This window comes from Aeromonas sp. QDB54 (assembly GCF_027707385.1).
GTDB lineage: Bacteria > Pseudomonadota > Gammaproteobacteria > Enterobacterales > Aeromonadaceae > Aeromonas > Aeromonas hydrophila.
Genome location: NZ_JAPCIT010000008.1, coordinates 45,158 through 57,681 on the forward strand (window position 1 = coordinate 45,158; position 12,524 = coordinate 57,681).

The 12,524-nt window shown below is 64.9% G+C and carries 11 protein-coding genes; 6 read left to right on the forward strand and 5 right to left on the reverse strand.

Annotated features, from left to right (window positions below; genetic code table 11):
* Positions 1-25 precede the first annotated feature (25 nt).
* Positions 26-1,147 (forward strand): hypothetical protein, encoded by a 1,122-nt coding sequence (locus tag PG881_RS09790; protein ID WP_270799625.1) that lies wholly within the window; start codon positions 26-28, stop codon positions 1,145-1,147.
* Between the two features lie 79 nt (positions 1,148-1,226).
* On the opposite strand, the gene priA is transcribed toward PG881_RS09790, so the two are convergent.
* Positions 1,227-3,434, reverse strand: a complete 2,208-nt coding sequence (gene priA, locus PG881_RS09795; RefSeq protein ID WP_270799626.1) for a primosomal protein N' — start codon at positions 3,432-3,434, stop codon at positions 1,227-1,229.
* Positions 3,435-3,581: 147 nt separating this feature from the next.
* Here priA and rpmE point away from each other — a divergent pair, with 147 nt between their 5' ends.
* The 3 genes from rpmE (at position 3,582) to PG881_RS09810 (ending at position 6,836) form a co-directional block, all read left to right on the forward strand.
* The gene (gene rpmE, locus PG881_RS09800; protein WP_016352348.1) at positions 3,582-3,797 is read left to right on the forward strand and encodes a 50S ribosomal protein L31; all 216 of its coding nucleotides are present in this window, start codon (positions 3,582-3,584) and stop codon (positions 3,795-3,797) included.
* 167 nt (positions 3,798-3,964) lie between these two features.
* The gene (locus PG881_RS09805) at positions 3,965-5,398 is read left to right on the forward strand and encodes a DUF2867 domain-containing protein (protein ID WP_065475069.1); all 1,434 of its coding nucleotides are present in this window, start codon (positions 3,965-3,967) and stop codon (positions 5,396-5,398) included.
* Between the two features lie 181 nt (positions 5,399-5,579).
* Positions 5,580-6,836, forward strand: a complete 1,257-nt coding sequence (locus tag PG881_RS09810) for a malic enzyme-like NAD(P)-binding protein (protein WP_024945532.1) — start codon at positions 5,580-5,582, stop codon at positions 6,834-6,836.
* Between the two features lie 76 nt (positions 6,837-6,912).
* On the opposite strand, the gene PG881_RS09815 is transcribed toward PG881_RS09810, so the two are convergent.
* From PG881_RS09815 to trmA, 4 genes are all read right to left on the reverse strand, one after another.
* The gene (locus PG881_RS09815; protein WP_010635722.1) at positions 6,913-7,095 is read right to left on the reverse strand and encodes a hypothetical protein; all 183 of its coding nucleotides are present in this window, start codon (positions 7,093-7,095) and stop codon (positions 6,913-6,915) included.
* Positions 7,096-7,149: 54 nt separating this feature from the next.
* Entirely contained in the window at positions 7,150-8,475 is a 1,326-nt protein-coding gene (gene rstB, locus PG881_RS09820; RefSeq protein WP_017409702.1) for a two-component system sensor histidine kinase RstB, read from the reverse strand.
* A gap of 116 nt (positions 8,476-8,591) precedes the next feature.
* Positions 8,592-9,302, reverse strand: coding sequence for a two-component system response regulator RstA (rstA, locus tag PG881_RS09825; protein ID WP_025202500.1), 711 nt, complete (start codon positions 9,300-9,302; stop codon positions 8,592-8,594).
* 149 nt (positions 9,303-9,451) lie between these two features.
* Complete coding sequence (trmA, locus tag PG881_RS09830; protein ID WP_270799636.1) at positions 9,452-10,585, reverse strand: tRNA (uridine(54)-C5)-methyltransferase TrmA; 1,134 nt, start codon at positions 10,583-10,585, stop codon at positions 9,452-9,454.
* A 170-nt stretch (positions 10,586-10,755) separates the two neighbouring features.
* Here trmA and PG881_RS09835 point away from each other — a divergent pair, with 170 nt between their 5' ends.
* Positions 10,756-11,898 carry a DUF5610 domain-containing protein gene (locus PG881_RS09835; protein WP_113994443.1) on the forward strand — a complete coding sequence of 381 codons (1,143 nt, stop codon included), beginning with the start codon at positions 10,756-10,758 and terminating at the stop codon, positions 11,896-11,898.
* An 87-nt stretch (positions 11,899-11,985) separates the two neighbouring features.
* Positions 11,986-12,519, forward strand: coding sequence for an ATP--cob(I)alamin adenosyltransferase (locus PG881_RS09840; RefSeq protein ID WP_146062447.1), 534 nt, complete (start codon positions 11,986-11,988; stop codon positions 12,517-12,519).
* Positions 12,520-12,524 lie beyond the last annotated feature (5 nt).

A 12,524-nucleotide genomic window follows, 5' to 3' on the forward strand; every position in this document is an offset into this window, starting at 1 on the left:
CGGCAGCTGGTCGATAACTGACCAGATGTATGGCGCCGAGGGCGAAGATATGCGCATCGATCACTACGACCTCCAGGGGGAGGTGCAATACCAGCAGCAACAGGCGCAGTCCCGCAAGGTGCGCCGGCTCGGCCCCGTGCCGGCTGCCAGCCAGGTGCAGTCCCCTGCCACGGTGCCGGCGGACTCGACGCCTGCGGCAGGCAGCAGCCAGCTCACCTTCACCCGCAGCAGCCTGCTGACGCTGCAGATGGTCAGCCGTACTGCTGCCGGCCCGGTGCCAGCGGCCCCCACACCGGCACCCGCCAAGCCTGCCGAGGCCGGCAAGGGCGAGCAGGATGGCATTCCCAACGACGGGCTCGACAACCGCCAGCGGCTCATCAAGCTGATGATCGAGGCGATGCTGGGCCACGAGATAGAGTTGCCGGATCCGATCAAACCGGCCGACCAGAGCGCGGAGGGAGTACCCGCGCCGACGGGTGAGGGGACTCAGTCCGCCGCCGAGCCGGATCAGTTGGTGGAGGTGACCGACAGCCTGCTGCAAAAAGAGCAGCTCAACGTGGTGGCGGCGGCAAACGTGCAGACCCAGGATGGCCAGACCCTGCAGCTGGATCTGGGTTTTGTGCTGGACTGGCGCCAGCTCGACATCAGCCAGCGCCGTACCACCCTCAATGCCCTCAAGGATCCGCTGGTGCTCAGCCTGGACGGCAAGATAGCCGGCCTGACCGACGCCCGGGTCAATTTCGACATCGATCAGGATGGCAAGGCGGACAGCCTGCCCGGCCTGAGTGAGGGGAGCGGCTTCGTGGCGCTGGATCGCAACGGCAACGGTACCATAGATGATGGCGGCGAGCTGTTCGGGGCCCGCTCCGGCAACGGTTTTGGCGAGCTGGCGACCCTGGATGAGGATGGGAACGGGGTGCTGGACGAGCGGGACAGCCAGTTCTCGGCGCTGCAGTTCTGGCAACCGGAACAGTCTCCTATTGCCCTGGTGGAGCTGGGGATCGGCGCCATCCTGTTGCATCCTCTCGAGACCCCCTTCAACCATCTGGGGGAAAGCGGCAATCAAGGGGTGCTGCGCCAGTCCGGTCTCTATGTGACCGAGCAGGGCAAGGGAGGCTGGGTGCAGCAGGTCGACCTGCGGGTCTGACCCCCGCACCCGCATGGCAAACCCGGTCGCTGACGCCGCACGTCGGCGGCCGTTTCACCCTCTGCGACCAGAACCTGACTCAATTCAGCTCGGTGGGGTCGATGTCGAGGCTCCAGCGCACCCGTTTGGTCTCGGGCCACCCCTCCAGCTCCTTCACCGCCCAATCCAGCAACTGGGCCAGTGGCGCCCGGTTCGGCCCCTGCACCAGCAACTGCATGCGAAACTTGCCCGCCTTGCGCTCCATGAAGCCGCTGATGGGCCCCAGCACCTGAACATGGGGATAACGGGCGCTGCGCAGGGTATCGGCGAGGCGGCTGAGGAACAGCTGCACCTCGTCGCGGCCGTTGGCCTCGGCCCGAAACAGCCCCTGATAGCTGAACGGTGGCAGCCCCAGCAGGCGGCGCTCTTTCAGCGCCGTGTCGGCGAAGTGGCCATAGCCGTTCTGGGTCAGATCCTGCAGCAGGGCGTGCTCCGGATGGTGGCTCTGTAGCACCACCAACCCCGGCTTGCTGGCGCGGCCGGCGCGGCCCGCCACCTGGGTGTAGAGCTGGGCCAGCTTCTCGGCTGCGCGAAAATCGGCGCTGAACAGGGCGCCATCCACATCCAGCAGCCCCACCAACGTCACATCCGGGAAGTGGTGGCCCTTGGCCAGCATCTGGGTACCGATCAGGATCTTGTACTTGCCCGCCTTGATGTCGCCGAGGTGGGTTTCCAACTCCCCCTTGCGACGGGTGTTGTCCCGATCGATGCGCACCACCGGATATTGCGGGAACACGGTGCTAAGCAGCTGCTCCAGCTGTTCGGTGCCAACGCCGGAGCCGATTAGTTCGTTGCTGCCGCACTCGGGGCAGTGGTGGGGAAGGGGTCGGACGCTGTCGCAGTGGTGGCAGTGCAGCCGCCGCCCGGCCTGATGCCAAGTGTACCAGGCGTCACAGCGCTCGCAGGCGGCGCTCCAGCCGCATTGGTGGCAAATCAGAGCCGGGGCATAGCCACGGCGGTTGAGAAACAGCATCACCTGATTGCCCGCCGCCAGATGTTCCGCCATCAGCTGCTCCAGCTGGGGGGAGAGCCCGGCCTGCAGCCGCACATTCTTGATGTCCAGGATCACCTGACGAGCAGTCTGGGCGTTACCGGCGCGGCGAGTGAGCGTGAGGTGGTGATACTTGCCGCTGCGGGCGTTGTGCAGCGTCTCCAGCGACGGGGTAGCCGAGCCAAGCAAAATGGGGATACCGGCACGATGAGCCCGCATCACCGCCAGATCCCGCGCGTGGTAGCGAAAACCGTCCTGCTGCTTGAAGGAGCCGTCGTGCTCCTCGTCGATGATGATGATGCCGAGGTTGTGAAACGGGGTGAACACCGCGGAGCGGGTGCCGATCAGGATGGCGGCACCGCCGTCGCGGCAGGCGAGCCAGGCGTCGAGCCGCTCCCGGTCGTTCATGGCGGAGTTCATCGCTACCACCGGCACGTTGAAGCGGCGCCGGAAGCGGTTGATGGCCTGCGGAGTGAGGCCGATCTCGGGCACCATCACCAGTGCCTGCTTGCCTGCCTTGAGCAGGGGCTCGAGGATGCTCAGATAAACCTCGGTCTTGCCGGAGCCGGTGATGCCATCCAGCAGGAAGGCACCAAACTGGTCGCTCTGGCTGGTGACGGCGGAGACCGCCAGCGCCTGCTCGCCGTTGAGGCGCAGCCCCTCACCCGGCTCGAAGCGGGCGACCCAGTCGCCGTCATGGCTCGGCTCCAGCGAGCGCTTCTCCAGCAGTCCCTTCTTCTCCAGCGCGGTGAGGGCGGCGCTCGAAATCTCCTCCTGCTTGAGGGCGGAGGGGGTCTGCGGCCCCTTGCGCAGCAGGGCGAGGGCCTGCTGCTGTTTGGCGGCCCGCTTGAGCTCGTTGAGATCGATCGCCATGCCGGCCTCGGTGGCGAACCAGAATTCCAGTTCGCGATAGGCGGCGGGCTCCCCCTTGCGCACCAGCACCGGCAGGGCGTGGGGCAGCACCTCCCCCAATGGATGCTGGTAGTAGCTGGCGCTCCAGTTCATCAGCGCCAGAATGTCGGGCCCCAGCACGGGGGCGCTATCAAGCACGCGTTTGAGCGGCTTGAGCTTGTTGCGCGGCACCTGGCTGTCGACGGGGTGATCCACCACCAGCCCGACCAGGGTTTGCGGGCCGAACGGGATCTCGACCCGGCAGCCGGGAGCAGGCAAAGGTAAGGGGGAGAGATAGTCAAAGTGACGGCGTAACGGCACCGGCACAGCCACACGAACCAGATCCAGCGTTTGGGAAGAATTCACCAGAGATTGCCTATTTTTTCTGCGAAGCCACTTGCCTGAACTCAGGCATTTCCTATATTATTCGCAGCCTTTGAAACTGTGTTCAACAATCGTGTGGTGTCCGACAGAAGATCGGATAGCGACACGGCCTGATAATTGAGGTTGTCCATGAAAGCTGGTATCCATCCTGACTACGTAGCCATCACCGCCAAGTGCTCTTGCGGTAACGTCATCAACACCTTCTCTACCCTGGGTAAAGATCTGAACCTGGACGTGTGCTCCGAGTGCCACCCGTTCTATACCGGCAAGCAGAAAGAAGTTTCTAGCGGCGGCCGCGTAGACAAGTTCAACAAGCGTTTCGGTGCGATGACCACCAAGAAGTAATTCTACTTCTGAAGAATTCTGAAAAAGGCGCCCGATGGGCGCCTTTTTTATTGGTCGGCGTTCTGTAACGGCCCGCTTTGCCCTATGGTGGGACTCTCCTTTCTCCCTTTGCGGGAGCAGGGGTGGAGATGAGGGGCGGTAACATGGGCAAGACAGGGAGTGTGCAGATGCGTGATTGTCTGGTGATGGGGGCGGCGGGCTACATAGGTTCTTACCTGGTACCCCATCTGCAAGAACTGGGTTATCGGGTGATTGCCGGGGCGCGGCGCCCCTGCCGTCTGCCGCCCGGGGTAGAGTTTCGCCTTGCCGACAGCCTCAAGCCGATCACATTGCTGCCCGCCCTGGCCGGCATCGACACCGTCTTCTATCTGGTGCACGCCATGGGGGCGGGGGCCGACTTCCACCGGCTGGAGCAGCAGGGGGTGAAGAACTTCGCCGCCGCCGCCCGCGCCGCCGGGGTGCGTCGCATCATCTATCTGGGCGCCATCCAGCCGGCGCAGTGCAACAGCCGTCACCTCAACTCCCGCCGTTATTGCGGCGAGCTGTTTCGGAGCGCCGGCGTGCCGACGGTGGAGCTGCGCGCCGGCATCATAGTGGGGCCCGGCTCAGCGGCGTTTGAGGTGATGCGGGATCTGGTGTTCAACCTGCCGATGATGGTGACGCCCAAGTGGGTGCGCTCGCGCACGCCGCCCATTGCGCTCTCCAACCTGCTGCACTATCTGGGCGGACTGGTGGAGGCCGACGGGGTGGATGGCCAGATCTTCAACGCCGCCGGTCCCGAGCTGCTCAGCTATCAGCAGCAGTTGCAGAAGTTCGCCGCCCACATCGGCAAGCGCTGCCCCATCATCCCGCTGCCGTTTCTCAGCCCGCGCCTCTCCGCCTGGTGGCTGCAGTTTGTCACCTCGGTGCCGCAGCCGGTGGCCAAGGCGCTGGTGGGTGGCCTCAAGCACGACATCCCGGCCGACGACGGCCCGCTGCGGGCCCTGCTGCCGCAAACCCTGCTCAGCTTCGACGAGGCGCTGGCCGAGAGCCTCTCTCTGGAGCAGCGGCTGGGCGCCGAGCAGCAGGGGGAGGAGACCCCGCTCGGCCTGCGCTGGCGCCATCCCGAGTACGGCTTCTATGATCGCACCGCCAGCGGCGATGCCATCTGCCTCGCCTCGCCCGAGGTGGTGTGGCAGGTGCTGCAGCAGCTGGGGGGCGAGCAGCGCTACTTCTACATGAACCAGCTGTGGGTGGTGCGCGAATGGATGGACCACCTGATCGGCGGCCCGGCGCTGACCCGCGGTCGCACCAATCCGGATCGCTTCGTGAAGGGGGACATGCTGGACTCCTGGCAGATCCTCGGAGTGGACGAGGGGCGCAGGCTGGATCTGCTGTTCAACATGCGGGCCCCCGGCGTCGGCCGGCTGGAGTTCAACATACTGCCGGAGGAGTCGGGGCTGACCCGGCTCAAGGTGACGGCCCACTGGCATCCACAGGGGGCCTGGGGACTGGCCTACTGGCTCGCCATGCTGCCGTTCCACCTCTTCATCTTCCAGGGCATGACGGAGGCGATCGCCAGACAGGCGGAGGCGAAAGCCGGCATTCCGGTGATGGGGTGAAACCATATCTATAACTAAATGGGTATTATTGGTTGGCATGACATGCTAATTACTGGCTTGTCAGTGGCTGGGTGACGATACTTTCCTCTGTGAAAGCCCGATGGTTTTCTTTATGATCCCCAGCCCTCGCCCGTGGGCGAGCCAATGCACCACTCAATTCACTACCGTATCGGGGTCCCCCATGTCCGATCAGCGTCACGATCTTCGTCAACAAGCACTCGATTACCACGCCCAGCCCGTGCCGGGCAAAATCGCCATCGCCCTCACCAAGCCCGCCGAGACCGCCCGCGATCTGGCGCTGGCCTACAGCCCGGGCGTCGCCGAGCCGGTACGCGAGATCGCCGCCAACCCGGCTGATGCCTACCGCTACACCGGCAAGGGCAACCTGGTGGCCGTCATCTCCAACGGCACCGCCATCCTGGGGCTGGGCAATCTGGGTCCGCTGGCCTCCAAGCCGGTGATGGAGGGCAAGGCCCTGCTGTTCAAGCGCTTTGCCGGCATCGACGCCATCGACATCGAAGTGAAGCACGAGACCAGCGCCCAGTTCATCGACACGGTCGCCGCCATCGCCGACACCTTCGGCGGTATCAACCTGGAAGACATCAAGGCCCCCGAGTGCTTCGAGATCGAGCAGGCGCTGATCGAGCGCTGCGACATCCCGGTGTTCCACGATGATCAGCACGGTACTGCCATCGTCACCGCCGCCGGCCTGCTCAACGCGCTGGAAGTGCAGGGCAAGCAGATTGGCGACAGCCGCATCGTCTGCATGGGCGCCGGGGCTGCCGCCACCGCCTGCATGGAGCTGCTGATCAAGTGTGGTGCCAAGCCCCACAACATCTTCATGCTGGATCGTCAGGGCGTCATCCACAGCGGTCGCACCGATCTCAACCAGTACAAGCAGCGCTTCGCCAATGACACCCCCCTGCGCACCCTGATGGAGGTGATCGACGGGGCGGACGTGTTCGTCGGTGTCTCTGGCCCGGATGTGCTGCCTGCCGAAGCGGTGGCGCTGATGGCGCCCAACCCGGTGATCTTCGCCTGCTCCAACCCGGACCCCGAGATCAAGCCGGCGCTGGCTCACGCAGTGCGCAAGGATCTCATCATGGGCACGGGTCGTTCCGACTACCCGAACCAGATCAACAACGTGCTCTGCTTCCCCTTCATCTTCCGCGGCGCCCTCGACGCCCGTGCCAGCCGCATCAACGATGCCATGAAGATCGCCGCAGTCGAGGCGATCCGTGGTCTGGCCAAGGAGCCGGTACCGGCCGAGGTGCTGACCGCCGCCGGCGTCAGCGAGCTAGCCTTCGGCAAGGACTACGTCATTCCCAAGCCGATGGATGCCCGTCTGCTGCCGCGCGTCGCCCGTGCCGTGGCACTGGCAGCGGTGGAGTCCGGGGTGGCCCGCATCGCCCTGCCAGCGGATTACATGCTGGGCTGAGCCAAGGCAAGCGCGCAGAAAACAGAAGGGGCCCCATGTCGGGGCCCCTTTTTATTACGGGAAGCTTGTTGGTCGATTACTTGGTCTTGGGAGCAACCTTGACGGCCGGCGCCTTGGCGTGGGCAGCCTTGTGGTGTTTTTTCACGACCTTGGTCTGGGTAGCCTGGGGAGCGGCAGCCTTGGTCGGGGTGGCAGCCATGGTGAAGCCGGAGGTCAGGGCGAAGACAGCAGCCAGGCTCAGGGGGATCAGCTTGTTCATATTCCAGTTCCTCATTCGGGTTGATGACATGGAGCGTTTCTCCATGACTTCATCCTAGGGCTGTTCGACCTGCGGTTCAGTGAGTGACTGGTGACGGTTTGTATCCAAATGTACAGGCAGCATCAGGCAGAAACGGGCACCGCTGCTGCTGGGCAGCAGCTGCACCTCACCGCCGTGGTGGCGGGCGATGCTGCGTACGATGGCCAGCCCCAGCCCGGCGCCGCCGGTGCGTCGGTCGCGGCTCTGATCCAGCCGCACGAAGGGCTCGAAGATCTGTGGTGCGAGTGCGGGATCGATGCCGGCGCCGTCGTCGGCCACCTCCAGCAGATAGAGATCCTGCTGACGCGCCATGCTGAGGGTCACCCGGCCGGCGGCGTGGCGCAGGGCGTTGCCGATGAGGTTCTCCAGCGCCCGATCCAGCAGACGAGTATCGCCGCGCCAGGGCAGGGCCATGGCCGGGCGCACGAAGTCGAGCCGCTTGTCCGGCCGCAGCGCCTGCCAGTCGGCAAGGCGGCTGCCCGCCCAGCTGCCGAGCTCCAGCTCGCTGCACTGCAGCGGCAGCTCGGGGCGATCGAGTCTGGCGTAGGTGAGCATCTCCTCGATGAGGGCGTCCAGCGCGCCGAGATCCCGCTCCAGCCCCTGCTGCTCCTCGGCCGAGGGCGCCGGATCCAGCATGGCGAGCCGGTAGCGCAGCCGCACCAGCGGGGTGCGCAGCTCGTGGGCGATGGCATCGGTCAGCTGCTTGCGGCTGGCCAGCATGGCTTGCAGCTGCTCGGTCATCTGGTCGAAGGTGCGGCCGACCCGGCCCAGGCTGCTGCCGGGCGGCAAACGGGTGCGGCAGGAGAGATCGCCGTCGCCGACCCGGCGGGCGGTCTGTTCGAGCTGTTGCAGGCCGCGCCAGTGCGGGCGCAGCCAGAGCAGGATCGGCAGCCCCAGCGAGAGACCGATGACCAGCAGCAGCCCCACGTCGACCCAGTGCAGTTCGTGCAGGTAGGAGAGATAGGGGACGGGGCCGACGATCAGCACCTGATCGGTGCCCGGAATGCGCTGCAGGAAGGTGTCATCCTCCTCGACGATGACGATGTTGCCCGCCTCCAGAAAGGCCTGATCCTCGTTGGCCAGCGGCTGGTTGGCGAGGGCGCCGATCTGCAGTGGCAGGGTGAGCTGGCGGCTCTGCTCCGCCATGCGGGCGGGCCAGTGCTCCGGCGGCAAGCGGGCCAGCTCGCCGGTGAGCAGGCCGAGGGAGCCCTGCATCATCCGCTCCAGATAGCGATCTCCCGCCCGCTCGGCGGTGACCTGATAGACCATGCCGACCAGCAGGATGGCCAGGGTGAAACAGCCGATCAGCAGCAGATAGAACTGGATAAACAGGCGGCGCATCGGGCTCTCCTCTTGCCTGGGTTGCGTCTGGGCATTGCCTTGTTGCCCCCTCATCCCCAACCCTTCTCCCGCAAGGGGAGAAGGGAGCAGAGAGCATCAAGGTCATTCGGCGGGGCTTATTCCCAGGCGTGGGGCACCAGCAGGTAGCCTTTTTGGCGCACCGTCTTGATGCGGGTCGGGTTGCTGGTATCGTCCCCCAGCTTGCGGCGCAGGCGGGAGATGGCCACGTCCATGCTGCGATCCTGGCCGTCGTAGTCGCGACCGCGCAGGCTGCGAAACAGCGCCTCCCGCCCCAGGATCTGGCCGGCGTGGCAGGCCAGCTCCCACAAGAGATCGAAATCGGCGGTGGAGAGCGGAATGCTGTCGCCGTCAAGGCGCACGTCCCGGCCCGGGCCGTCGATCTGCAGCCGGCCGAACTGCAGGCGCTGGGGCGGCGTGCTGGCGACCACGGGCTGCGGGGCCTGCTGTCCCTGCTGGCGGAACTGGACCCGCAGCCGGGCCAGCAGCACGGGGGGCGGCGTGGTCTTGAGGATGTAGTCGTTGGCGCCCAGCTCCAGGCTCAGGATCTGGTTCATGTCGCTGTCCAGCGAGGTGAGCATGACGATGGGGCCGGCAAAGCGCGGGCGCAGATCCCGGCACAGGGATAGACCATCCTGACCTGGCAGCATGATGTCGAGCAGCACCAGGTCCGGTTGCTCGGCCTCGACCCTGGCCAGCGCCCGATCGCCCCTCGGCTCCAGTAGCACCTCCATGTCGTGGCGGGCCAGCCAGCTGCTGATGAGCTGGCCTATCTCGGGATCATCTTCAACAAAAAGAATGCGTTGCATGGTGGCATGACACCCAGACTGTGGCGCGGATGCGCGTGCCGCCAGCATAGCGGCTCCGGCCGCCCCATGCACAGGGTTAAATAATCAAACAGGGCCCGCGGGCCCTGTCTTGTTTTGCTGGTCGAGCTGGGAATTATGCCCCGGCGGCATCAGCCTGCCTTGCGTTTGAGATAGACGCCGGCTTCCATATGGTGAGTCCAGGGGAATTGGTCGAACAGGGCGAAGCGGGCGATATCGTGGGTTTCGCCGAGTACTGCCATGTTGGCCTGCAGGGTCTCGGGGTTGCAGGAGATGTAGAGGATGTTGTCGTAATCCTGCACCAGCTTGACGGTGGCGTCGTCGAGGCCGGCCCGGGGCGGGTCGACGAAGATGGTGTTGCACTGGTAGGCGCCGAGATCCACCCCCTTGAGGCGGTTGAACTCCCGCTCGCCACGCATCGCCATGGTGAACTCCTCGGCCGACATGCGCAGGATGATCAGGTTGTCGACGCCGTTGGCGGCGATGTTGAACTGGGCGGAGTCCACGCTCGGCTTAGCGATCTCGGTGGCCAGCACCTTGCGGAAGTTCTGCGCCAGGGCGATGGAGAAGTTGCCGTTGCCGCAGTAGAGCTCCAGCAGGTCGCCCTCGCTCCCCTTGGTCACGTCCAGCGCCCAGCCCAGCATCTGTTCGTTGATGGCGGCGTTGGGCTGGGTGAAGCTGTTTTCCACCTGCTTGTAGACCAGCTCGCGGCCCTGCACGGTCAGCCGCTCGATGACGAACTCCTCCCCCAGGCAGATCTTCTGCTTGTGGGCGCGGCCAATCAGCTGCAGCTCGAATCCCTTGGCCCGCAGGTCGGCCTGCAGCGCTTCGGCGGCCTGCTGCCACTCGCTCTCCAGCTTGCGGTGGTAGAGCAGACTGACGCAGATCTGGCCGGACTGGGTGGAGAGGTAGTCGATCTGGAACAGCTTGCGGCGCAGCACGGGGTGCGGGCGCAGCCCTTCCAGCAGCACCGGCATCAGCTGGTTGATGAGACGGCTGGCGGTGGGGAACTGGTCGACCCGGATAATCTCCTTGGTGGCCGGCGCATACATGCAGTGGTACAGGTCGTCACCGTCGTGCCAGATGCGAAACTCGGCGCGCATCCGGTAGTGTTCGGCGGGGGAGGCGTGCACTTCCAGCGCAGGCAGGGTGAAGTCGGCAAACAACCCGCAGAGGCGCTCGCGCTTCTCGTCGAGCTGGGCCTGGTAGTCGGCCGGGGTTCGAAGGGGCGCCGGGTCGGCGGAAACCTGCTGGGATTGGGTCATGATTTACCTCACATGCACACCGGTCTGGCCGGGTCGAAATCGGGGGAAGCCTGCAGCCACCCAAAGGGGGCCGATTTTAAAAGGCCGCCGCAGATTGTCCAGTATTTTGTGGTCAAGAAGTGTGCAGTCAGGCCGATAGCTGATCTACAGGCATGGTGGGAGGACACATTATGCAGATCGACGGAGTGGGCGCGGCCCAACCCAAGGGAGTGGGTGTTGCTCCCAAATCGCCCCAGCAGGCGGACTCGAAGCCGGTAAGCAACGGGGACGAAGTCTCGTTGCACAAGGCGCCGAAATGGGCGCAGGTGCTGGTGCAGCAGGCGCTGCAGTTCGCGCTGGAGATCAATGGCCAGGGCTACAAGGCGCCCAAGGCGCAGGATCAGCCGGAGGCGGTGACCCCGGATACCCTGTTCGACTTTCAGTCGGTGGCCGACAACGTGCTGCAGTTCGTCACCGGCCGGCTGGGGGCTGCCCGGGCCGACGGCAAGTCGGATGACAGCCTGACCGGCATGATGGAACAGGCCCGCAAGGGGGTGGACAAGGGCTTTGGTGACGCCAGGAAACAGCTCGGCGACTGGGCCGACAACGAAGACATCAAGACCGGCATGGATCAGAGCTACAAGCTGATCCAGGAGGGGCTCGACCAGTTCGAGAAGGAGTTCTTCGGCAAGGTCTCCACCACCGACATGGGCCAGGCCGAGATGGCCAGCCGCCAGCAGGGCTCGCTGGAGATCCAGACCAAGGATGGCGACAAGGTGGTGCTGCGCTTCAACGACAGCTGGCAGACCAAGTCCCAGAAGGATGACAGCGGCAGCCAGTTCAGCCTCAAGTCGAGCCAGAGCTTCAGCTTCTCGCTGGAGGGCAACCTGAGCAGCGAGGAGATGGACTCCATCGGCAAGCTGGTCAAGGGGATCGACGATCTGGCCGGCAACTTCTTCTCCGGCAATTTCGACGACCTGTTGAAGAAGGCGGGCGAGCTGAAGCTGGATGACAGCCAGCTGGCCTCCTATTCGCTCAAGCTCAAGCAGAGCCTCAAGCTAAGCCAGACCTATCAGGGGGCGCACTCCCTGCAGGAGATGCTCAAGCCGCTGGCGGACTACCTGCCCAAGCTGGATCAGGTGCAGCAGCAGGCGGATTCTCTGCTGCCGGCATCCCAGCAGCAGGCGCTGACGCCGGCGGTGCTGGCGGCCCGTGGCCAGAGCGATCCGGCCCAGGTGGGCAGCTTCACCAGCTTCAACCAGCGGATGCTGGATGCGCTGCGGATGATCGGCCAGTTCCAGCCGGCGACGGATGCCAGCAGCAAGAGCGTCTGAACCGTTTCGAATCGAGGACTATGACCGGCCGTTTGCCAGCTCCTGCGGGGGCTGGCAAACTGGCCTTTTTCCCGATCCGGTCAGCCCATGAACCCGAAAAAGCCCAGAGACAAGCGCGAGCTTTGCTACCCCTTCATCTTCGAAACCCAGTTCCAGTGTGACTACGAGATCGCCACCGACGAGCTCTGCTGCCAGGTGGGCGCCGTATTGTCACACCTGGCTCCGGAGGCCGAGATTGCGCCCATGCAGGCGGATCTCGCGGCGCTGCAGCGGCTTATCTACAACCTCAACGGCTCGGTGCGCGGCAGGCTCGGCATCTTCGAGGAAGATCTGGTGTGGCTGAAGGGGCGTTACGATCACTACAACGAGGCGAGTCGCGGCCGGGTCACCGGTTTCGTGCTGCCGCAAGGGCCGCAGCCGATCCCGACCCTGCACCTGTGCCGCTGCGGCAGCAAGAAGGTGGTGCGGCTGCTGGTGCGGCTGGAAGAGAGCGGGGTGCGCTTCGACCCCATCCTCTATCGGTTCGCCAACCTGCTGGCCAACTTCTTCTTCGTGCTGACCGTCTACCTCAAGCAGTTGTGGCAGGTGGACGAGGTACCCTACGTCAGCATCAACTACTGAATACG

Bases quoted from the DNA above. Each gene is read 5' to 3' on its own strand.
- rstB (WP_017409702.1), bottom strand. From the start codon at position 8,475: ATGCGCCGCCTGTTTATCCAGTTCTATCTGCTGCTGATCGGCTGTTTC.
- trmA (WP_270799636.1), bottom strand. From the start codon at position 10,585: ATGACCCAATCCCAGCAGGTTTCCGCCGACCCGGCGCCCCTTCGAACC.
- PG881_RS09840 (WP_146062447.1), top strand. From the start codon at position 11,986: ATGAACCCGAAAAAGCCCAGAGACAAGCGCGAGCTTTGCTACCCCTTC.
- PG881_RS09810 (WP_024945532.1), top strand. From the start codon at position 5,580: ATGTCCGATCAGCGTCACGATCTTCGTCAACAAGCACTCGATTACCAC.
- PG881_RS09790 (WP_270799625.1), top strand. From the start codon at position 26: ATGTATGGCGCCGAGGGCGAAGATATGCGCATCGATCACTACGACCTC.
- PG881_RS09835 (WP_113994443.1), top strand. From the start codon at position 10,756: ATGCAGATCGACGGAGTGGGCGCGGCCCAACCCAAGGGAGTGGGTGTT.
- rstA (WP_025202500.1), bottom strand. From the start codon at position 9,302: ATGCAACGCATTCTTTTTGTTGAAGATGATCCCGAGATAGGCCAGCTC.
- rpmE (WP_016352348.1), top strand. From the start codon at position 3,582: ATGAAAGCTGGTATCCATCCTGACTACGTAGCCATCACCGCCAAGTGC.
- PG881_RS09815 (WP_010635722.1), bottom strand. From the start codon at position 7,095: ATGAACAAGCTGATCCCCCTGAGCCTGGCTGCTGTCTTCGCCCTGACC.
- PG881_RS09805 (WP_065475069.1), top strand. From the start codon at position 3,965: ATGCGTGATTGTCTGGTGATGGGGGCGGCGGGCTACATAGGTTCTTAC.